Here is a 20,395-nt window from a genome sequence, read left to right on the forward strand (position 1 = left end):
TTCACAGATTCGCTCCGGTACTGTCTCCATCGTGGCGCTTGTCAGTCGCTAACGGAAAATTCCTTCATGGCGACCTAGTAGGCTATTTATAGCCATCAGGCTGATTACAGCCATGCCGCACGCTTATTCTAGCCTGCTACAGCATTTAAAGTGATTGCTGTTCATCACTCAAATACTCACGCATGACTTTTCATCAAAAATGCCCTATAATAAAAGTGTCGAGTTTTTATTGCGGGCGTTCTTGATGGTAATCATCAAGGCGCTTTCTTTGTCTGTATGTAATTTTCAAAGAGCACAATCCTTTCTAATGACATTTTTCGTACAATTCATCATTGTACAAGACGAACACTCGGCTATCTTTCTTACCTGTCGGTTCAACCGACCATATGCACCACCAATGCCATCCTTTAAGCTGTTTTGACACTTCTACATTGGCTAAATCATAAGTTGGTGCTTCCACTACATAAGATTCAGAAATTGCATAATCAGCAAAATGTTCAAAATTCTTATCAGCTTCTAAGGCTTCAATATCCATAACAATAGTTGCATTCACTTCTACTTTCATCGCATCCCCCCTTTCAATTTTTCCAACAATACTGATAGTGGTATATGGCTTCACACTATACGTTTTTGTTGAAGTGCAGAAAGGTCTTTTCTGCCGATACCGTAATTTTTACAAATCCGGCGATATGAAACGCCTTTTTTAAGCAGCACCTGAATATTATTTAGTGAAAGTGGCTTATTCAAAAGATGCTTTATAATAACTTGATTTAGTGCCAGTTTCATTCTCACCGACCAATTACCCTCCATCTGTCTGGCTAATGGTACAGCATCCTTCATAAATGAATTTGTTTGCTCCAAATCCAAATGAATCACCCAATCTCTTGAATGTTTTTATAAAGGTAAGAACTTTCAAATTTGCTCTTGATAACTCTCCCCTTAAGAGTTGTATAGCCCTCTTCTTCTAATTCTTTATTTAATTCGCGAATGATCTCATAAGCTTTTGCTCTTTTCACATTAAGAATTTCTTGTACATCATTCACTGTATATACTCCTTTCATTTGACCATCCTTCCTTTTAAAGATCATCAACTCTTTATGTTGATTTAATTATAACACTCCGATTCGGAGATGTAAATAAAAAATAGAACATTTCGGAGAATTTTTCATGAGATCATGGACGAGACAACAAAATGGATAACACTACAGATTAAGTTTATATACTCCGATTCGGAGAATCAAACCTTAATGTTCGCCTTTTCGTTCTAATTTATGAAAGGGTCAGCAATTGCTGATATTATAATAATTAATCAACTCTTTGTGGAATGGATGATAACAAATGACACTAGGCCAAAGATTAAAATGGGCTCGAAAAAAATCCGGTTACTCAAATCAGGACGTACCAGCCGAAAAAATTGGGCTAACAGGGAAAACATTATCCAATTATGAAAGGGATTATAGATCACCCGATCCGGAGACATTAAAAAAACTTGCTGAATTATATGATGTATCCACCGATTTTTTGGTCGGCAAAGAAGAAAAAGACAAACCTAAATCTAAATTGGATCAAACAGTTAATGAAGCAATTGAGCAACTTAAAAACGAAGAGACTTTACTTTTCATGAAAGATGATGACATTGACGAGGAAACAGCTAAATTAATTAAACAAGCTTTAATTAATGGTATTAAATATGTAGATGCTATGAAAAAGAAAGAGTGATTCTTATCTATACCTCCAAAAACATCAAACATAAGGCTGAGAGCGTTATCCATGAACATGGTACAAATAATGTTTATCAAATTTGTGAAAATTTAAGAATTGTTTTACTAAAAGAAGACCTTGGTTGTATCAACGGTTTCCTTCAATACTACAAAGAAAGGGAAACATATCTGATACACGTTAATAAAAATTCTGTTCACCCCGACCTTATAATCGCTCATGAATTAGGGCACTACTATCTGCATAAGAATCTAAATTCCTTTCAAATGGAAAACTGCTCCCTAGTACTCGGAAATAAATTGGAAATTCAAGCAAATGCCTTTGCAACTGAATTACTTTTACCCGATCACATCATTTCCAATGAATTACCAAACTTGCAAAATTGGACATTAAAACAAATCGCCTCATTCTTTCAGCTCCCCTTATTTGTAGTAGAGTATAAAATGGAGCACATGAACCTTTTATCACACCAAGGACAACAGGAATTCAGAAAGTTTGCTTGGTGAATCAAGTCAAAATCTAAAAAGAAAGAAGGTGATCCCATGCCAAATAAAAAAGTACCCAATAGATTAATCACTGAGAAGTCACCGTACTTACTCCAACATGCTTATAATCCCGTGGATTGGTATCCTTGGTGCGATGAAGCATTTGAAAAAGCGAAAAGAGAGAATAAGCCTGTTCTCTTATCTATTGGGTACGGGTAGCTTAGCGAACATGTCACTGGTGCCACGTAATGGCCCACGAGTCCTTTGAGGACGAAGAGATCGCCGGTATGTTAAACGATAAATTCATAGCCATCAAGGTTGATCGTGAGGAGCGGCCTGATGTGGATTCCGTGTATATGAGAATCTGCCAGCTGATGACGGGGCAGGGCGGGTGGCCGCTGAACGTGTTCGTCACCCCAGATCAGAAGCCGTTTTATGCGGGGACATATTTTCCGAAGACGAGCAAATTTAACCGTCCGGGCTTTATCGATGTGCTTGAACATCTGTCCGAAACGTTTGCGAATGACCGGCAGCATGTCGAGGATATCGCCGAAAACGCCGCCGCTCATCTTGAAGTCAAGGTTCACCCGGCCGAGGGCATGCTTGGCGAACAGGCTGTTCATGACACGTATCGCCAGCTGGCCGGCGGGTTTGATACAGTGTACGGCGGATTCGGCCAGGCTCCGAAATTTCCGATGCCGCATATGCTCATGTTTCTGCTTCGCTACTACAGCTATACGGGCAAGGAACAGGCTTTGGCCGGCGTAACCAAGACACTCGACGGCATGGCGAACGGCGGAATTTTTGACCACATCGGGTTCGGCTTTGCCCGCTACTCGACTGATAATGAATGGCTCGTGCCGCATTTTGAGAAAATGCTGTATGACAACGCCCTTCTCCTGACCGCCTATACGGAAGCCTACCAAGTCACGGGTAATGAGCGCTACAAACAGATTGCGATGCAGATCGTAACGTTTATTCAGCGGGAAATGATACACGAAGACGGCAGCTTTTTCTCAGCTTTAGACGCTGATACCGAAGGCCGTGAGGGGAAATATTACATATGGTCCAAAAAAGAAATCATGAATCTTCTCGGTGATGAACTCGGCCCGCTTTACTGCAAGGTGTATAACATCACAGATCAAGGCAATTTTGAAGGCGAAAACATCCCGCACCTCATTTTCACGCGGCGTGAGGCCATCCTCGAAGAGACCGGCCTCACCGGACATGAACTGGCCGGACGCCTTGAAGAGGCAAGAATAAAATTGCTGGAGGCCCGTGAAAACAGAAGCTATCCGCATACAGATGACAAAGTGCTGACCTCATGGAACGCGCTCATGATTGCCGGGCTGGCAAAAGCCGCAAAGGTATTTCACGAGCCTGACTTTCTCAGCATGGCGGAAACAGCGATCCGCTTTCTCGAACGGCACCTCATGCCGGACGGGCGCGTCATGGTCCGCTATCGCGAGGGCGAAGTGAAAAACAAAGGGTTTATCGATGATTATGCTTTTCTCATCTGGGCTTATCTTGAACTGTATGAAGCGGGTTTTAATCCGTCTTATCTGCAGAAAGCGAAAACGTTATGTACAAGCATGCTGGAGCTGTTCTGGGATGAACGGCACGGAGGTTTCTTCTTTACGGGGAATGATGCTGAGACCCTTCTTGTCAGGGAAAAAGAGGTTTATGACGGGGCCGTGCCTTCCGGAAACAGCGCGGCTGCCGTACAGCTGCTTCGTCTCGGCCGCCTGACGGGTGATATATCACTGATTGAAAAAGCCGAAGCGATGTTTTCCGTGTTCAAACGGGAAATAGAGGCCTATCCGAGCAGCAACGCTTTCTTCATGCAAAGCGTACTGGCACATACAATGCCCCAAAAAGAAATCGTTGTTTTCGGAAGGAAAGATGACCCGGACAGAAAACGTTTCATTAAGGCGCTTCAGGAGCATTTCACTCCCGCCTATACGATTCTCGCCGCAGAACATCCGGAAGAGCTTGCCGGCATTTCTGACTTTGCCGCGGGTTATCAAATGATCGACGGGAAGACAACGGTCTACATTTGTGAGAATTTCGCCTGCCGGAGGCCGACGACGGATATTGATGAAGCGATGAACACCTTACAAATCAGCAGCAGAGCCTAGGCGGCCTGCTGCTTTTCTTTTGTCACAAAACGGAATGCGAGCCATGCGAAGATGATATTGATCACCAGAGTCGATATGCAATCATATATTTCATAGCCGCCGGCTGCTGTTGTAAATATCGACGGAATGCCGCCGTACACCGAATGATCCTCTGTGAGAAAGATAAATAAAAACATATTATTGGCAGCGTGACCGCCAAGGGACATCTCCAGACTGCCCGTTTTAATCGTGATAAAGGTCCAGATCATGCCAATGGTGACATATCCGATTCCCGCCCAGAGAGCCCCATTATCCATCTCCGGATTCCCGAAATGAAGTGCGCCGAATAATCCGCCGATAATGACTGTCAGAACCACCGCATTTGCCGTCAATTTTCCGGCGAACTGAAGCAGAAAACCGCGAAAGAGAAATTCCTCCGCAGAAGTTTGAATCGGCACCAACAAGACAGCCGCCGCTAACAGCAGCAGAAAACGTGAAGCATGGAATTCCTGAAGCATGAAACGATCCGGATGAATTGTAAAATCAATCAGCCCCGCGATAAACATCAGCACAACATATGTGCCGAATCCAAAGAAAATTCTCTTCCAGTTCAGCGACTGATTCGGTGTGATGATGGATAAAAACCGCCGTTTCATAATGAAACGAACCGCTATCCAAATGCCCGGAATCGCTATGAAATAGACGATATGCTGTAAATAAATATCCGCCAGCGGGTCACTTAATGCCCCCTCATCCCAATTTATCGTCAGTGAAGGATTGAAAGCGGACGTGAGAAACATATAAAACACGGTCAGTATGCTTCCGAAAAAAAACAAACCCACAATGACCAACAGAGAAAGAATATATCTCGATACACTATTTTTTCCCTCTGCGGGCCGTACAAACGTATTCATATTTATGCATCAACTTCCTTTCCTTCAACATTTTACAATATAAACAGAAACAGATATAGGAAATGTTATATATTTTAAGAAGAAAGCGCTATGCCGTTTCCTTTGGCTCTGGTTATTTACACTCTGTTTTTGCCAAAAAAAGACCTTTATAATGTATTCGTCAGATAAATTTACAGTATTTTCTGATTACAATTGCAAAGTCAGGGGGTTTTTTATGAAACATCAGACATTCTCAAATGTAGCGAACCGATTAGACCGTCTCCCCATTTCGCGTGTGCACTATCAAGTATTAACCGCTCTCGGAATCATCTATTTTTTCGATCTCGCTGATCTGTTTACGCTCAGCAACGTGGCTCCGGCGCTGATTGAGCATTGGGGCGTGAAGCTGTCCACCATTGCCGACATTACGGCCGCATCCTTCCTGGGCATGTTTTTAGGCGCGTCCATCGGCGGAAGGCTGTCCGATCGGATCGGCAGGAAAAAAGCGCTGAATTGTTTTGTCCTTGTCTTTTCGATCTCATCTTTTCTGAATGCGCTGGCATGGGACATTCCGTCCTTAATGATTTTCCGCTTCTTGACCGGGCTCGGCGTCGCGGCCGCCATGATTGTGACGAACAGCTATTTGGCGGAATTTTTTCCATCCTCCGTACGGGGAAAATACATCTCCCTTTGCGCCATGATCGGGCTAATCGGCGTTCCCGTTACAAACGTTGTTTCCGCTTTTGTCATTCCTTTAGGCTCATGGGGGTGGCGGCTCGTATTCGTATGGGGGGCGGCCGGACTCATTTATTTCTTTTTTATCCGCCGGCTTGAGGAATCGCCGCGCTGGCACGAAAATCGGGGCGCATATGATCAGGCAAACGCCATTATGAACCGTCTTGAAGCACGTGCAGAGAAAGAAAAAGGCCCGCTTCCCGCGCCAAAAGAGGCGGCAGAAGTACATACAGTGAAGCACGCAGGCTACTTAGGGCTGTTTCAGGGCAGGAATTTAAAGATCACCATCATCCTGTCAGCGGTATGGATTCTTGAAACCTTTGGCTTTTACGGCTTTGCTTCATGGGTGCCCAGCCTGCTGAAAAGCAACGGCATCACCATGGAAAAAACGCTGTGGTACAATGTGCTTCACTCTGTCGGCGCACCGCTTGGCGCACTGCTCGGTTCCATGATATCCGAGACGTTCCAAAGGAAATGGATTCTGGCCGCAAGCGCCTTTCTGACTGCCATTGCCGGACTGTTATACGGCATGACGTTTATTCCCGTCATGATTATTGTGTTTGGATTTGTCGTTAACGTCACGGAACGGATCTTCACCTCAAACTTATACGCCTACACATCGGAACCGTATCCTACGGAATATCGCTCGGCCGGGAGCGGGCTGGCGTATGGGCTCGGCCGTTTTTCCAACATATTCGGCTCCCTGCTCGTCGGATTTATTGCCGTTAAGCTCGGCTACATCAGCGTCTTTTTGTTCATCGGCGGCTGCTGGCTTCTATGTTCCGTTTTGTTAATCCTCTTCGGCCCGAAAACAAATGCACAGCAAATTTAATCAATAAAACAGTGCGGAATCACTCCGCACTGTTACACTGTGATTTCTATCAAATTGCCTTCCCCATCCTCTATCACGCTCTCATAATATCCGTCACCCGTCACGCGCGGGCCGCTTACAACCTGAAATCCATCGTTTTTAAACGTTTCCGTCAATTCATTCACCCGCTCCTTGCTGCCTGTAGAAAATGCGAGATGCGCCCATCCGGTCATATTCTGTGACGGAACTTCATCAATGCCGCCTTTTTTCATAAGTTCCAGCCTGCATCCAGAGTCAAATGAAAGAAAATACGATTTGAAATCTTTTTTCTCATTATGATAAAGGTCATTGGCCTTGGCGCCGAAGTATTTCTCATAAAATTTTTTCATCCGCTCCAAATCTTTCACCCATATCGCTGCATGTTCAATTCGCATATGTCCGCCTCCCTTTTTTTCTCAATCTATTTATAAAGCATGAAACCCATTTCAGCTCAAGACTTTTTCCGCTGAAATTGATGCATAATTTGTTTTTTAGCCGTTTCTTCGTGAAAAAACAATAAAAATGCTTCCTTTCCGACCCGTTCCAAATGAAGTTCCAGGGATGGAATATTCAATGCCCGGCTGACGCTCAGATTTCCCTCGCCGATGATCTCCGCGTCCCATTTCTGTTCTTTCGCAAACTGGTACAAGCCGGCAGCCACGTCATCACTGTGCGCATAGATGGCCGTCGGCGCCTTGTCGAAACCCCAGAAGTGCTCACCTGCACGCTTTCCGTCGTCCATATCATGGCATCCGACCAGAATGCGGGTTTCATCAAGAGAGCCGAAAACCGCCTTATATGCGGTTACCTTGTCGGCCGTACTCGGGCTTTTTTCTGCTTCCCGCACACATGTAAAAGCAACGTCTTGATGCCCGCGGTTCTTCAAATACAAAAAGCTTTCTCTGTATGCTGCCTGCCTGTCATTATAAGCGCAGGGAATCTCTTGATGCTGTGTATATTCACAAGCGACAATGGGACCGTATTCCAGGTAAGGCACGGCGGTTTCCCATTCATTCGCGCGGGACGTGACAATCAGTCCGTCAATCTTTTTCATTTTCAGCAGTTCGAAATATGTCATCTCTATAGCGGGGTCATAGTTGGTGGGGAGAAGGGTTGTCACGTAATCATGGGCAAACGCTTCCTTCGTGATACCGTTTACAATTTTGTCAAAGCAGGGATGGTCGCTATACGGCAAAATCACGCCGATTGTATTGGTCTGTCCGCGAATCAGATCAATGGCGGTTCGATTAGGGGTATAATCCAGCTCCTTCATCACTTGATTCACAAGACGCCTTTTCTCCTCAGATACGTACGGATGTCGGTTTAATACGCGTGATACGGTGGCCACCGACACATTCGCCAGTTTCGCAATCTCTTTTATATTTGCCATGTGCTCCTCCATTTTCGGTGATAAAAAAGCAGCAAGAGTGGATTTCTCTTACTGCTATCTCATCATAAATCCACTGTCATTTCAACAGGGCAATGGTCAGAACCCATGATATCGGCACAAATGGCCGCTTCGCTGATCCGCGGCTTCAGTCTGTCTGAAACAATGACGTAATCAAGCCGCCAGCCGATGTTTTTATCACGTGCGTTCGTCCTGTAAGACCACCAAGAATAGGCGCCTTCCCGATCAGGATATAAATAGCGGAATGAGTCGGTAAATCCCGCGTTCAGCAGGGCGCTGAACGCTTCCCGCTCCTGCTCCGAGAAACCGGCGTTCTTCCGGTTGGCTTTCGGATTTTTTAAGTCTATCTCCCTGTGTGCGACATTCAGATCGCCGCATAAGATCACGGGCTTCTTCCGGTCAAGCTTCTGCAGATAATCCTTAAAATCGGCTTCCCATTGAAGACGGTATTCAATTCGCTCTAATCCGCGTTTGGCGTTCGGCGTGTAACAGTTGACGACAAACACGTTCTCAAATTCAAGCGTGATCACCCGTCCTTCTTGATCATGGTCGTCAATCCCCAGTCCATAGAACACGTGCAGCGGCTTTTCTTTCGAAAAAACAGCCGTGCCTGAGTAGCCTTTTTTCACCGCATAGTTCCAATAGGCGTGATATCCTTCAGGCTGTAATGATACTTGTCCGTCCTGTACTTTTGTTTCTTGCAGACATAGAATATCGGCTTCCGTTTCCTGAACGTAAGTATTGATATCTATCTTTTTCATCACGGCACGCAAGCCGTTTACATTCCAAGAAATCAGTTTCATGTGATCCCTCCTGTCCGGCTCAGCCGGTATTCCAGTGTTTCAATGTTTCCGCCCTCTAATGCCAGCAGCTGCTTTTTCATTTCTAAACCGCCTCTGAACCCGGTCAGTTTCCCGTTTTTTCCGATGACGCGATGGCACGGAACCGTAATCAATACCGGATTTTTCCCGATTGCGGCGCCCACGGCTCTTACGGCTGCCGGTTTCTGAATCATTTCTGCTATATCCGAATAGGAGTATGTCTCGCCGTACGGTATGTCCATAAGCGCTTTCCATACAGCAAGCTGAAATTCTGTCCCGTAAAGATCCACCGGCACTGAAAAAGCTGATCTGCCATTGTCAATGTACTCGGACAGCTCTGCCGTGTAAGGCGCCAGCTTTTCATCATCACGTGCCAATCGGTATTGCGGCAGTGATTTTTTTGCCCACTGCTCAAGCTCTTCAAAGCTTCCATGATTTGACCCTATAAAGCAAAGCCCCTTAGATGTGGCGGCTGTATACAGGCTCCAATCATTCCGTGTGAAGAGTGTCCAATAGACCATAGGCTCTTTACTCATATTGAACCTCCCTGTCCCATCTTGGCTGTTTTTCTGTATTCTGTGGGCGAACTCCCGGTTCCCTTTTTAAAAAGGGTCGCGAAATGCGCTGTGTTTGGAATTCCGACAGTCAGAGCGATCTCCATGACTGTCATATCAGTATGCTTTAAAAGGTGTTCCGCCTTCGACAATCTTATTTTCTGTATATACGCAATCGGGGATATTCCCCTGATTTTTTTAAATGTCCGCTGTAAATGATAGGGGCTGCCGTGACACATTTCGGCCAGTACGCTCAGAGTCAGGGATTCGTGATAATGGCGGTCAATGTACTCAGTGATTTGAGCAATCCATTCTTCATCAGGAAGACGAAGACCGTTCGGCCGGCACCTTTTACAGGGACGAAAATGTCTCTCGAGCGCTGCATCAGCCGTATCAAACACCAGCACGTTATCTTTATTCGGAACTCTCGATTTACAAGAAGGCCGGCAGAAAATCCCCGTCGTTTTTACTGCATAATAAAATGCCCCGTCATAAGAAGCATCATTGTGTATGATTGCGCTCCACTTTTCATCAGTCAGGATATTTCTGTCTGTTTCCATCTCAGCCACCCCCTGTTCTTCAGTATAAACAAATTCATTGCATAAGTACGCGTTTTTGAATAGAGGAGCAAGATAACAAAGATAGGTGTCAGGAGCACTTCCATGTTTCATGTGAAACATTTCGGCAGGATGGAGAGGGACTGATATAAAAAAAGAGCAGGAGCCCGCAGGCTCTTGCTCTTTTCTTTCGGCTTACTCGCCAGTTACGTATGGAAGTAAAGCCATTTGACGTGCGCGTTTGATCGCGATAGTCAATTTACGTTGGTATTTCGCGTTTGTTCCAGTTACACGGCGAGGTAAGATTTTACCACGCTCAGAAACAAACTTTCTAAGAAGATCTACATCTTTGTAATCGATGTGCGTAATGCCGTTAGAAGTGAAGTAACAAACCTTACGGCGTTTCGCACGACCGCCTCTGCGTCCTCCTGCCATTGTCATTTCCCACCTTTCTCGTTATGAATATAGCGATAATCTATTAGAACGGAAGATCATCATCCGAGATGTCAATCGGCTTGCCGTCGTTGGCAAATGGATCATCATTAAAGCTGTTCCCTTGATTTCGTCTCTGGTTGTTCTGATTTCCGCCGAACGGATTATCATTTTGGCCTCCGCCAAAGTATTGGCCTCCGCCGCTGTTTCCTTCGTTGTATCCGCCTGATCCAGAACCGCCGCTGTTTTTAGGCTCAAGAAATTGAACACTTTCAGCTTGGACTTCTGTCACGAAGACACGCTGTCCCTGCTGATTTTCATAATTTCTTGTCTGGAGTCGGCCGTCTACGCCGGCAAGGCTTCCTTTTTTAAGAAAGTTTGCAACGTTTTCGGCTTGTCTTCTCCAAGTGACACAATTAATGAAATCGGCTTCACGTTCTCCGGACTGGTTCGTGAATGTACGATTCACAGCAAGAGTAAACGTGGCGACAGCCGCACCGCTTGGCGTATAACGAAGCTCTGGGTCTTTTGTCAGTCTTCCGACTAATACAACTCGGTTAAGCATATGAAAGACCACCTTTTAACATTATATATTTCAAATTGCTTATTCTTCTTCTTTAACAACGATGTGGCGAATGATATCGTCACTGATCTTAGCTAAACGGTCGAATTCAGCAACCGCTGCAGCTTCAGACTGAACGTTTAAGATTTGGTAGAAACCGTCACGGAAATCGTTGATTTCGTAAGCAAGACGACGTTTACCCCAATCTTTTGTTCCAGTGATCTCCGCTCCGTTAGAAGTCAATACGTTGTTGAAACGCTCGATAACTGCCTTCTTTGACTCTTCGTCAATGTTCGGACGGATAATGTACATAACTTCGTACTTTTTCATCTGTTTGCACCTCCTTTTGGTCTAAGCGGCCCTATAATGGGCAAGGAGCAATAATTCTATTACTCACAAGTTTATATTATACCAAAGCTCTTGTCCCTTTACAACTGTGTCCTATACATTAAATCGGAAATGAATGACATCTCCGTCTTGGACTACATATTCCTTACCTTCCAGACGCACTTTTCCGGCTTCTTTCGCTCCGGACATTCCGCCGCCTGCCAAAAGGTCTTCATAAGCAACCGTTTCAGCGCGGATAAAGCCGCGTTCAAAGTCAGTGTGGATGATACCCGCACACTCAGGAGCTTTCATGCCTTTTCTGAATGTCCATGCGCGCACTTCCTGTTCGCCCGCCGTAAAGTATGTCGCAAGGCCGAGAAGAGAGTATGACGCTTTAATCAGCTGATCAAGACCTGATTCTTCGATGCCGAGCTCCTCAAGGAACATTTGCTTTTCTTCGCCTTCCAATTCAGCAATTTCAGACTCAATTTTCGCACAGACGACGATAACTTCGGCGTTTTCACCCGCGGCGTACTCTCGGATTTTCGCAACATATTCATTATCTGAAGGATCAGCCACTTCATCCTCGCTTACATTTGCTACATAAAGCACGGGTTTTGACGTAAGCAAATGAAGCTGCTTCACAAGCTTTTGCTGTTCTTCCGTAAATTCAACGGAACGGGCAGGCTTTTCTTGTTCGAAAGCTTCTTTTAATTTAGACAGAATGTCAAATTCAAAAACCGCTTCTTTGTCTTTTTGCTTTGCAAGCTTGCTTACACGCGTGATACGTTTTTCGACTGTCTCCATGTCGGCAAGAATCAATTCAAGATTGATCGTTTCAATATCGTCAATCGGATCGACTTTCCCTGACACGTGCGTAATATTGTCATCAGCGAATGCGCGTACAACGTGGCAGATCGCATCTACCTGACGGATATGAGAAAGAAACTTATTTCCGAGTCCTTCACCTTTTGATGCGCCTTTTACGATCCCCGCGATATCAGTGAATTCAAACGCAGTCGGCACCGTTTTTTTCGGGTTCACCAATTCAGTCAGCTTTTGCAGACGTTCATCCGGCACTTCCACGATTCCCACGTTCGGATCAATTGTACAGAACGGGTAGTTGGCTGATTCGGCACCAGCCTGGGTAATTGCATTAAATAACGTCGATTTTCCGACATTCGGCAAACCGACAATTCCAGCAGTTAAAGCCATTCTTTCATCTCCTCTATATCAAACCATCATCGTATAAACGTATTGTAAACCTAGAGCAATTATAAGGAGGTTCATAGGAAAAGACAAGCTGAGAAAAAAGCATTTCCCACCCTCTCTGTCCTTAGATTATCCTTTTTTAACCGCTACCAGACAGTCAAAAAGCGTACTTCCCATTCCATTATCGGAATTTGAATCCTTTGTGAGCATGTTGACGGAGCCTCCGAATGCCGCCCACATGCCTTCATCTATATTCACCGTCTTCGGGTGAGCCTGCTTCATGATTTTCACCCTGCCGCGCAGACGGCCGCGGTCATTGTACACCTCTGCCGTATCTCCGTCTTGAAGTGAAAGCTCCTCGGCGATATCCGGCGACAGATCCACCTGAATCTGCTGAAGCTTTTCAATAAACGGCACGTGCTGTGAATGATTGGAGCGCTGCGGGTGAATGGACAGCAGCGTATACGGATATTTCCCGGCAAGCCCGGCGTCATGATAAACAGACTCCTCCGGCACCTCCAATTGAGGGAGGCCGCTGTATCCTTTCTCTTCTGCCAGTGACGAGACGAATTCAAATTTTCCGCTCGGGGTTAAAAATTGAAAATCACTCCACGGAACCTGTTTGACCGGAAGCGGCATATGTCCTTTTTCCTTTAATTGCTCAAGGGTGATTCCTTCTTTCTCCAAAGAAGAGAGCCCCATTTTTAAGAAATCTTCCGTACTGTAATCAAACAGCTCCCCGAATCCGAGACGCTTTGCGAGTTCCGTCCAGATCCAGCGGTCTGATTTTGCCTCTCCCTGCGGTTCCGCAAGCTTCTTGCCATATTGAACATAGTGATGATACATGCTGGAATAATAAATATCTTCCTCTTCGAAAACAACGGCCGTCGGCAGCACATAGTCACAGAGCTTCGCCGTATCGGTCATGACCGAATCAATGGCCACTGTGACCGGTGTTTTTTCAAATGCTTCCTTCACTTTTTTTGTATTCGGCACCTGTGTCAGCGGATTGCCGCACGTCACGATGATCATTTCAATCGGCGGATCGGCTGCATTCAGCGCCTCTTCGGCTTGAGTCATCATCGAAAACGTTCTCGAACTTTTCTTCAGATCAGGACGGGTGAGCTCGGCCTTTGCAAAGCTTTCACCGACTTGCACATTTCCGAAGTTTGCGCCGCCGCCTTTGATACCGACATTTCCGCTCGCCGCAGCTAAAGCGTCAATCCACCGTATCGTCCCGCCCCCGTTTTTATATCTCTGCATCCCAAGACCCATAAAAGTGGAGGCGGGACCGTCAGCATATAAATCAGCAAGATATTCAATCACTTCTAAAGACGTTTCTGTTTTCTCAATGATCTCCTCAATAGAAATCGTCTGCAGAAGCTTTTCTATTTCTTCAAAACCGACCGAATGCCTTTGAATGAAATCGAAATCGGTTCTGCCGGTTTGGCATAATATTTTTAAAACACCCGCCGCAAGCCAGCCATCCATGCCGGGTTTAACGGATATATACCGATCGGCAAGCTTGGCAGTCGGGTTAAAAATAGGATCAATGACCGTCAGTGTCGCTCCTTTTTTCTTCACCTGCTGCAGATGATGATAGAGGTGCATATTCGTCCGGGACACGTTTCTGCCCCATACGATCACATGCTTGCTGTGATAAATATCAAGCGGTCCATGCCCGTAAGAACGCCCGAAATCCCAGCGCTGCGCTTCAATGCCGGAACCCCAGCAAATGCTGCCCGCAATCTCCGTCACACCGCCGTATCCATTGAAAAAACGCTGGTCGAGCGCCTTCAAAAGACCGTTATTGGCGTAATCATGACTGTGTAGCACTGCGGCAGTGCCCAACGTCTCCTTAATCACCGCCATTTTTTCAGCAATTTCATCTAACGCCTGCTCCCAGGAAATGCGGACAAATTCGCCGTCTTTCTTTTTTAAAGGAAAACGAAGCCGTTCCGGCGCATTCGTTTTCGTCTCCAGCATTCTGCCACGGCCGCAAATTTTCCCTTCCGTAATGGGATGATTCGGGTCTCCGTCTACTTTCGTCACCTTTCCATCCTCAACTGTCACCAAAAAGCCGCAGCTGTCCCAGCAATTCAGCGGGCACGCTGACTGATGCACTTTGCTCATCGGGCCTCTTCCTCTCCTCTATATGAAAAAGCATGAGCGCCAGCCCTTATGATGCAGGCTCCTCATGCTTGACGAGTACTTTTTTCAGCTTTCTCTCAAAATCTCTTCTCGGAATCATGACACTGTGGGAACAACCCGTGCATTTGATCCGAATATCCATTCCCATCCGAATGATTTTCCACCTGTTTTCACCGCAAGGATGCGGTTTCTTCATTTCAACAATATCATTCAGGCCAAAGTCTTTATCCGCCAAGACCCTTCACCTCTCTCCATAGACTGCTTTATTTATTGTACAAAAAAAAACAGGATAAGAGCAACGGCCGCACTCAAAATGAGCATTATACTTTTTTCCATCTCCCTAAAATAGGGTAAAGAAGAAGACATACCAGCAAATAAAGACTTAAAAGCCCGTAAATGGGATATAAAATCGCGATCAAATCCGAAAAACCGATTGTCGTAAAAGGCACCATCACAGCTAAAAGAAGAGATACGAGCGTCCATCTCGGCAATTTCACAAATGCAAGCATGCGGCTGGACAGCCCGAACAGACCGGTCACCGTTGTCGTATAGATGGCTAAAAAAAGCACGGCGGCCATACAAAGAAATAACGGATAAGGAGCGCCTTCAAGGACGGCGAAAAGAGGAATCTCATATTGTGTAAGACTGCCTGAAAGCTGTACAAGCGTTTCATTGTAAACAAATGAAATCATACCGAAAATCAGCCCGCTTGCAACGCTTGCGATTTTCGCTTCTCCCAGTCCCTTCATATCTTTCCCGATTGAAGAAAGAACAGCGACAACAGAAAGGATGTTTAAGGACGTGAAGGTAATGCTTGCCGGCCAATTATACTGGCGGGTCAAATCTATCGTCCACGTGTAATGATGGGTTGTCTGAAAAAAGACCAATGCATATAACAGCCCCGCTACAAGAATCGGTATCAAAATACTATTCAGAGATAATATTCCTTTTATATCCCAAAAGAATAAACCGACGGTCACAATGCAAAGAAGAAAAATACCGATCCAAAACGGCAGCTTGTACATTTGCAGTGTCACACCGCCGCCGGCAATCATAACCATCGTCATTGAAAACAAATAAAACATAATAAGCACATCATAGACTTTAGCAAGAGCCGGCCCCATCAGATGCTCAAGCACAGGTAAAAAGTGCGTTGATTGAACCCGATAGCTGATCTTCAACACAATATAAGCCGAAATCGTAAACATGACTGTAAACAATACAATAGCCAGTCCGCTTTCGACACCGAAAAACTGCCATATTTCCTGCCCGCTTGCATACCCGGCCCCAATCTGGCTGCTTAATATGAGCAGCATCCACTTCATCCCGGCTCTCCACACCCTCATCACCTCATAAAATTTCTGATCATCTCCGCATATTGCTACTATATTGAGTGACAGCGGCAAACATTCATACAAATGGGACAAATATGGTATGATAACGACGATTGACTATTCAGAAAATTTATTTATGTTAGGCGCTCAAATCATGGACATCAGGCGTTTAACCGCAAGCGATACCCGATATCAGGCTCAAAGCTTTAGAAGATCACCCGGGCGCATTCGCCGTCAGCTATGATGAGGAGAAAGAATGGCCGTCCGAAAAATGCAAAGCCAGGCTTGAAGCCGGCAATGCCATCGTGCTTGGCGCCTTTGAACAAGACAGACTGATAGGAATCCTCAAGATCTCCAAGCATTCGCTGTTTAAACTAAGACACATTGCGGTTATTGGTTCTATGTATATTTCCCCCAAACACCGAGGGTCAGGCGCGGGATAAGCTTTAATGACGGAAGCCATCAGCCAAGCAAAAAAGATGAAAGACACAGAACAGCTCCATCTCTTTGTTACTTCAACAAATGAACCCGCAAAAAAACTCTGCGCTCAGTTAGGATTTATCCTCTTCTCTACAGAAAAAAGAGCGCTGAAATTAGATCATCAGCAATATGTTGATGTAGATCAAATGGTCTTATTTCTTTCATAAACTTAGAGAATAACTGCTCTGGGTTCTTTTTTCTATCCCGCTCTTTTCAAGCAACCGGCATGCTGATCATGACATAAGCATAAAAAAAGGCAGCGCTGGATATACTGTAAACAACCTACATCACCAAAAACAACAATGTAATACTCGTATGACATGACAAGGAAGTGAACCTTATGAATCGAAAAGGCGGGCTTTTTTCTCAAGAACGGGCAAAACAATATGTATCTCATACGGATTCTTCTGCTGCGAATCAAATACAAGCGATCCTTACTTCATCTTTACGTAAAGCAGCCGGCAGACCGTTAGTCACCGTGTGTATCGGTACAGATCGGTCGACCGGAGATTCATTAGGTCCGCTCGTAGGAACAAAGTTAGAAAAAATGAATTTAGGCAGATTGCACGTTTACGGCACGCTGTCAGATCCTGTTCACGCCGTCAATATGAAAGACAAGCTGAAAGATATTCAACATCTACATAAAAATCCGTTTATTATAGCGGTTGATGCTTGTTTAGGCCGCGTCAAAAGCGTAGGCTCATTTCAAATCGGCGATGGGCCGTTGAAGCCCGGAGCAGGTGTTCAAAAAGATCTTCCCGAAATCGGTGACGTCCATATCAATGGAATCGTCAATGTCAGCGGGTTTATGGAGTATTTTGTCCTGCAGAATACGAGGCTTCATCTTGTTATGAGCATGGCAAATGTTTTAGCAGAGGGGTTACAGCTGACAGATAAATCAGAAGGCCGGCAGGAACGGCTCAGTCCGTTTCATAAGCTGACAAGACGTATATAAAAAAACCATCTTTTTTTAAAAAGATGGTTTTTACGCTTCTCTTTCAGACAATAGTTCTAGGATACGTTCAAGATCTTCATTTGAGAAAAACTCAATCTCAATCTTCCCTTTTTTCTTTTGTCTCTTAATATTTACTGTTGTTCCGAAGTAATTTTGCAAATACGATTCCCGCTCTTTTAACACAACATCTTGAACAGGTTCTTTTTTCTTTGTTTCACGTGGAACATTGTTGTTTAACTGCTGAATCAGCTGCTCAAGCTGACGGACGTTCAGCTGTTCTTCAACCACTTTCTTCACAAGCGGTTCAAGCTTGTTTTTATTTTTCAAACCAAGCAAGGTTCTGCCGTGTCCCATGGATAACGTACCTTCTGCAATGAGGTTCTGGATGCTTTCCGGCAGCGTCAGCAGTCTTAAATGGTTGGCAATATGAGGCCTGCTTTTCCCGAGCCGTTTAGCGAGCTGTTCCTGGGTTAAGTCCAAATGCTTCAGCAGTGAGTCATATGCCAGAGCTTCTTCAAGCGGTGATAAATCTTCACGCTGAAGGTTTTCCAAAAGAGCGATTTCCCGCATCAGTGATTCAGATAAATCCCGCACGATAGCCGGCACTGTCTCTTTACCGGCAAGTTTTGCGGCGCGGTAACGGCGTTCGCCCGCTACAATATCATAGCCCTTCAATGATTTTCTCACGATAATGGGCTGAAGAATGCCATGCTGAATGATGGACTCCTTCAGTTCAGCTAATGACTCATCGTCAAATTGTTTTCTTGGCTGATAAGGATTGGGGCGTAAATCACTGATTTTAATCTCTTCCACTGTCTCTTCAGACAAATCAACCTGATTAAACAACGCGTTAATCCCTTTTCCGAGCCCGCCTTTAGCCATTCGCTGCCACTTCCTTTGCTAAATCTAAATATACTTCCGCACCTCTCGAACGCGGATCGTATAATATGATCGGCTTGCCGTGACTCGGCGCCTCACTTAAACGGACATTGCGAGGAATAATGGTTTGATACACTTTATCTCTAAAGTATTTCTTTACCTCTTCTATCACTTGAATGCCGAGATTCGTTCTGGCATCAAGCATCGTCAGAAGCACTCCTTCTATCATTAAGTCGGTATTTAAATGTTTTTGCACAAGCCGAACTGTATTTAATAATTGACTCAATCCTTCAAGAGCGTAGTATTCGCACTGAACCGGGATAACGACTGAATCTGAAGCGGTAAGCGCATTAATCGTTAATAACCCGAGAGACGGAGGACAATCAATAATCATGTAATCGTAATTTTGTTTCACAGATTCTAATGCTCTTTTCAGCCTGACCTCCCGTGAGATCGTCGGAACCAATTCGATTTCCGCTCCCGCAAGCTGGATCGTGGCCGGAATGACATCTAAGTTCTCTACTGAAGTCGGTTTAATAATATCTGTAACATCTGCATCATCTACTAAAATATCGTACACACAATGATCCACATCGGCTTTTTCAATCCCTAATCCGCTCGTTGCATTGCCCTGCGGATCAATATCAACAAGAAGAACCCTTTTACCTATGTAAGCCAAGCAAGCCCCCAGATTGACAGAAGTCGTCGTCTTCCCGACTCCGCCTTTTTGGTTCGTAATTGCTATGATTTTTCCCACGATGTCACCTACCTTCACATGAACATGTACTGTCTTGTTTCTATCTTATCAAAAAAAGAGTAAAGCGTTTTATTTTTTTCATAATTTGTTTATCAGCAAGTGAAAAAAATGTAAACGAAAAAGACACTTTCTAATATAAGTTCTCCGATAAGACTTTTTTGACTGTAAAAAGACAATTCACGACACAAAAAGATAAAATTTTACATATATAATGTATAGTGCACAATAAATCTATCATTATCTCAAAATAATTTTTTGATTAAAATAAAAACTCCCCTGCTGATCAGGAGAGTTTTTATTTAGGTATCCGAATGGTAAGCTGGATGTACTCTTCGAATTCTTCTTCTTCAGTGTTCAGCCTGACGCCGCTGTCTTCTACCATGGACAGTGACTGACGAATCGTATTCATCGCAATTCTTGTATCCCTGCTGAACGCTTTGCGTCTCGGCTTTGGTTTCTGCTTATTCTGTTCAAGCATTTTCACCACTCTGTCTTCCGTCTGCTTGACGTTTAAGCTTTTCTCAATGATTTCCGCAAGCAATGTGACCTGAAACTCCGGCTGTTTGAGCGGAATCAGTGCTCTTGCATGACGTTCCGTAATTTTTTTCTCCATAATCGCATCCTGGACGGGTTCCGGGAGCTTTAACAATCGGAGCTTGTTCGCAATCGTTGACTGGCCTTTTCCTAAGCGCTGCGCCAAGGCTTCCTGTGTTAAATCATGAAGTTCTAACAGCCTTGCGTACGCATGAGCTTCCTCAATGGAGGACAATTCTTCCCTTTGCAGGTTTTCAATCAAAGCGACAGATGCTGTTTCAGTATCAGAAAAATCTTTAATAATTGCGGGAATCTTCTCCCATTCAAGCGTCTGTACCGCTCTCCAGCGCCTTTCACCCGCAATGAGCTCATATTGTCCTTCATCTTCTGTATGTCTGACAACAATCGGCTGAATGATGCCGTGTGTATGGATAGTCATTGCTAACTCTTTGATTTTTTCATCTGAGAAAATGGTGCGTGGCTGAAAACGGTTGGGAACGATAGCATGTACCGGTATTTCGAGTATCTCTTCTTTGTTTGTATCATGCTCAGCTATCTCCGGTTCCTCTTCCTTCTCACCAAACCCGAAGAAACGAGAGAATGAATGCTTCATGTACCTACACCACCTTTAAA

26 protein-coding genes and 2 pseudogenes are annotated in these 20,395 nt (G+C 44.9%); 8 read left to right on the plus strand and 20 right to left on the minus strand.

Translation table 11 applies throughout. The annotated features are described in order from the left end of the window. Positions 1 to 7: 7 nt before the first annotated feature. The 4 genes and pseudogenes from G9F50_RS20840 to G9F50_RS17330 all read right to left on the minus strand — a co-directional run. Positions 8 to 99: pseudogene (locus G9F50_RS20840) on the minus strand (hypothetical protein); the annotation flags it as partial. 205 nt (positions 100 to 304) lie between these two features. Further along, positions 305 to 565: a hypothetical protein gene (locus G9F50_RS17320; protein WP_099320025.1), complete on the minus strand. Its 261-nt coding sequence runs from the start codon at positions 563 to 565 to the stop codon at positions 305 to 307. Between the two features lie 50 nt (positions 566 to 615). After that, positions 616 to 876, minus strand: a complete 261-nt coding sequence (locus G9F50_RS17325; RefSeq protein ID WP_099320026.1) for a hypothetical protein — start codon at positions 874 to 876, stop codon at positions 616 to 618. Then, positions 873 to 1,043 (minus strand): ICEBs1 excisionase, encoded by a 171-nt coding sequence (locus G9F50_RS17330; protein ID WP_394810743.1) that lies wholly within the window; start codon positions 1,041 to 1,043, stop codon positions 873 to 875. The genes G9F50_RS17325 and G9F50_RS17330 overlap by 4 nt, the downstream gene beginning before the upstream one ends. A 295-nt stretch (positions 1,044 to 1,338) precedes the next feature. Between G9F50_RS17330 and G9F50_RS17335 the strand changes: the two genes are divergently transcribed. The 4 genes and pseudogenes from G9F50_RS17335 (at position 1,339) to G9F50_RS17350 (ending at position 4,342) form a co-directional block, all read left to right on the plus strand. Beyond that, the gene (locus G9F50_RS17335) at positions 1,339 to 1,719 is read left to right on the plus strand and encodes a helix-turn-helix domain-containing protein (protein WP_099320028.1); all 381 of its coding nucleotides are present in this window, start codon (positions 1,339 to 1,341) and stop codon (positions 1,717 to 1,719) included. After that, a complete protein-coding gene (locus tag G9F50_RS17340) occupies positions 1,716 to 2,225 on the plus strand; it encodes an ImmA/IrrE family metallo-endopeptidase (protein ID WP_099320029.1) in 510 nt (169 codons plus the stop codon). The genes G9F50_RS17335 and G9F50_RS17340 overlap by 4 nt, the downstream gene beginning before the upstream one ends. A gap of 36 nt (positions 2,226 to 2,261) precedes the next feature. Beyond that, positions 2,262 to 2,417 (plus strand): annotated as a pseudogene (locus G9F50_RS17345) (DUF255 domain-containing protein); the annotation flags it as partial. 74 nt (positions 2,418 to 2,491) lie between these two features. Then, the gene (locus G9F50_RS17350) at positions 2,492 to 4,342 is read left to right on the plus strand and encodes a thioredoxin domain-containing protein (protein ID WP_260398184.1); all 1,851 of its coding nucleotides are present in this window, start codon (positions 2,492 to 2,494) and stop codon (positions 4,340 to 4,342) included. On the opposite strand, the gene G9F50_RS17355 is transcribed toward G9F50_RS17350, so the two are convergent. Continuing rightward, positions 4,339 to 5,235 carry a CPBP family intramembrane glutamic endopeptidase gene (locus tag G9F50_RS17355; protein ID WP_060562273.1) on the minus strand — a complete coding sequence of 299 codons (897 nt, stop codon included), beginning with the start codon at positions 5,233 to 5,235 and terminating at the stop codon, positions 4,339 to 4,341. The two genes, G9F50_RS17350 and G9F50_RS17355, sit on opposite strands and share 4 nt — an antisense overlap. 214 nt (positions 5,236 to 5,449) lie before the next feature. On the opposite strand from G9F50_RS17355, the gene G9F50_RS17360 reads away from it, so the two are divergent. Beyond that, on the plus strand, positions 5,450 to 6,781 hold the full coding sequence (locus G9F50_RS17360; protein ID WP_007615061.1) for an MFS transporter: 1,332 nt from the start codon (positions 5,450 to 5,452) through the stop codon (positions 6,779 to 6,781). Between the two features lie 32 nt (positions 6,782 to 6,813). On the opposite strand, the gene G9F50_RS17365 is transcribed toward G9F50_RS17360, so the two are convergent. From G9F50_RS17365 to G9F50_RS17420, 12 genes are all read right to left on the minus strand, one after another. Continuing rightward, a complete protein-coding gene (locus G9F50_RS17365) occupies positions 6,814 to 7,194 on the minus strand; it encodes a VOC family protein (protein ID WP_012118934.1) in 381 nt (126 codons plus the stop codon). A 56-nt stretch (positions 7,195 to 7,250) separates the two neighbouring features. After that, positions 7,251 to 8,189 carry a LacI family DNA-binding transcriptional regulator gene (locus G9F50_RS17370; protein ID WP_060562272.1) on the minus strand — a complete coding sequence of 313 codons (939 nt, stop codon included), beginning with the start codon at positions 8,187 to 8,189 and terminating at the stop codon, positions 7,251 to 7,253. 62 nt (positions 8,190 to 8,251) lie between these two features. Then, positions 8,252 to 9,010, minus strand: a complete 759-nt coding sequence (gene xth, locus G9F50_RS17375; protein ID WP_060562271.1) for an exodeoxyribonuclease III — start codon at positions 9,008 to 9,010, stop codon at positions 8,252 to 8,254. Continuing rightward, the gene (locus G9F50_RS17380; protein WP_060562270.1) at positions 9,007 to 9,564 is read right to left on the minus strand and encodes a methylated-DNA--[protein]-cysteine S-methyltransferase; all 558 of its coding nucleotides are present in this window, start codon (positions 9,562 to 9,564) and stop codon (positions 9,007 to 9,009) included. The genes xth and G9F50_RS17380 overlap by 4 nt, the downstream gene beginning before the upstream one ends. Then, positions 9,561 to 10,142: a bifunctional transcriptional activator/DNA repair enzyme AdaA gene (locus G9F50_RS17385; RefSeq protein ID WP_060562269.1), complete on the minus strand. Its 582-nt coding sequence runs from the start codon at positions 10,140 to 10,142 to the stop codon at positions 9,561 to 9,563. Before G9F50_RS17385 ends, G9F50_RS17380 begins: the two co-directional genes overlap by 4 nt. Positions 10,143 to 10,334: 192 nt before the next feature. Further along, entirely contained in the window at positions 10,335 to 10,574 is a 240-nt protein-coding gene (gene rpsR, locus G9F50_RS17390; RefSeq protein ID WP_004392983.1) for a 30S ribosomal protein S18, read from the minus strand. Positions 10,575 to 10,617: 43 nt separating this feature from the next. Beyond that, a complete protein-coding gene (ssbA, locus tag G9F50_RS17395) occupies positions 10,618 to 11,136 on the minus strand; it encodes a single-stranded DNA-binding protein SsbA (protein ID WP_004392979.1) in 519 nt (172 codons plus the stop codon). Positions 11,137 to 11,175: 39 nt separating this feature from the next. Continuing rightward, a complete protein-coding gene (gene rpsF / locus G9F50_RS17400) occupies positions 11,176 to 11,463 on the minus strand; it encodes a 30S ribosomal protein S6 (RefSeq protein ID WP_004392977.1) in 288 nt (95 codons plus the stop codon). A 111-nt stretch (positions 11,464 to 11,574) separates the two neighbouring features. Beyond that, entirely contained in the window at positions 11,575 to 12,675 is a 1,101-nt protein-coding gene (gene ychF, locus G9F50_RS17405) for a redox-regulated ATPase YchF (RefSeq protein WP_004392975.1), read from the minus strand. 126 nt (positions 12,676 to 12,801) lie between these two features. Continuing rightward, positions 12,802 to 14,805, minus strand: a complete 2,004-nt coding sequence (locus tag G9F50_RS17410; protein ID WP_043020838.1) for a molybdopterin-dependent oxidoreductase — start codon at positions 14,803 to 14,805, stop codon at positions 12,802 to 12,804. Between the two features lie 46 nt (positions 14,806 to 14,851). After that, on the minus strand, positions 14,852 to 15,058 hold the full coding sequence (locus tag G9F50_RS17415; RefSeq protein WP_012118942.1) for a DUF951 domain-containing protein: 207 nt from the start codon (positions 15,056 to 15,058) through the stop codon (positions 14,852 to 14,854). Between the two features lie 85 nt (positions 15,059 to 15,143). Further along, complete coding sequence (locus G9F50_RS17420) at positions 15,144 to 16,169, minus strand: YkvI family membrane protein (protein WP_088005468.1); 1,026 nt, start codon at positions 16,167 to 16,169, stop codon at positions 15,144 to 15,146. A 179-nt stretch (positions 16,170 to 16,348) separates the two neighbouring features. On the opposite strand from G9F50_RS17420, the gene G9F50_RS20845 reads away from it, so the two are divergent. The 3 genes from G9F50_RS20845 to yyaC all read left to right on the plus strand — a co-directional run bounded on the left by G9F50_RS20845 (position 16,349) and on the right by yyaC (position 17,592). Next, complete coding sequence (locus G9F50_RS20845) at positions 16,349 to 16,600, plus strand: GNAT family N-acetyltransferase (protein ID WP_331852763.1); 252 nt, start codon at positions 16,349 to 16,351, stop codon at positions 16,598 to 16,600. Positions 16,601 to 16,606: 6 nt separating this feature from the next. Beyond that, positions 16,607 to 16,804: a GNAT family N-acetyltransferase gene (locus tag G9F50_RS20655; RefSeq protein ID WP_231945408.1), complete on the plus strand. Its 198-nt coding sequence runs from the start codon at positions 16,607 to 16,609 to the stop codon at positions 16,802 to 16,804. A gap of 173 nt (positions 16,805 to 16,977) precedes the next feature. Continuing rightward, complete coding sequence (gene yyaC / locus G9F50_RS17430) at positions 16,978 to 17,592, plus strand: spore protease YyaC (RefSeq protein WP_004392969.1); 615 nt, start codon at positions 16,978 to 16,980, stop codon at positions 17,590 to 17,592. 30 nt (positions 17,593 to 17,622) lie between these two features. Here the strand turns inward: yyaC and G9F50_RS17435 are convergent, their stop codons facing one another. The 3 genes from G9F50_RS17435 to noc all read right to left on the minus strand — a co-directional run bounded on the left by G9F50_RS17435 (position 17,623) and on the right by noc (position 20,375). Beyond that, a complete protein-coding gene (locus G9F50_RS17435) occupies positions 17,623 to 18,474 on the minus strand; it encodes a ParB/RepB/Spo0J family partition protein (protein ID WP_004392966.1) in 852 nt (283 codons plus the stop codon). After that, positions 18,467 to 19,228, minus strand: a complete 762-nt coding sequence (gene soj / locus G9F50_RS17440; protein WP_007409899.1) for a sporulation initiation inhibitor protein Soj — start codon at positions 19,226 to 19,228, stop codon at positions 18,467 to 18,469. The genes G9F50_RS17435 and soj overlap by 8 nt, the downstream gene beginning before the upstream one ends. A 295-nt stretch (positions 19,229 to 19,523) precedes the next feature. After that, entirely contained in the window at positions 19,524 to 20,375 is an 852-nt protein-coding gene (gene noc / locus G9F50_RS17445) for a nucleoid occlusion protein (protein ID WP_007409900.1), read from the minus strand. Positions 20,376 to 20,395: the final 20 nt, after the last annotated feature.

It is taken from the genome of Bacillus sp. EKM206B (assembly GCF_011066015.1).
In the GTDB taxonomy this organism is placed as follows: domain Bacteria; phylum Bacillota; class Bacilli; order Bacillales; family Bacillaceae; genus Bacillus; species Bacillus velezensis.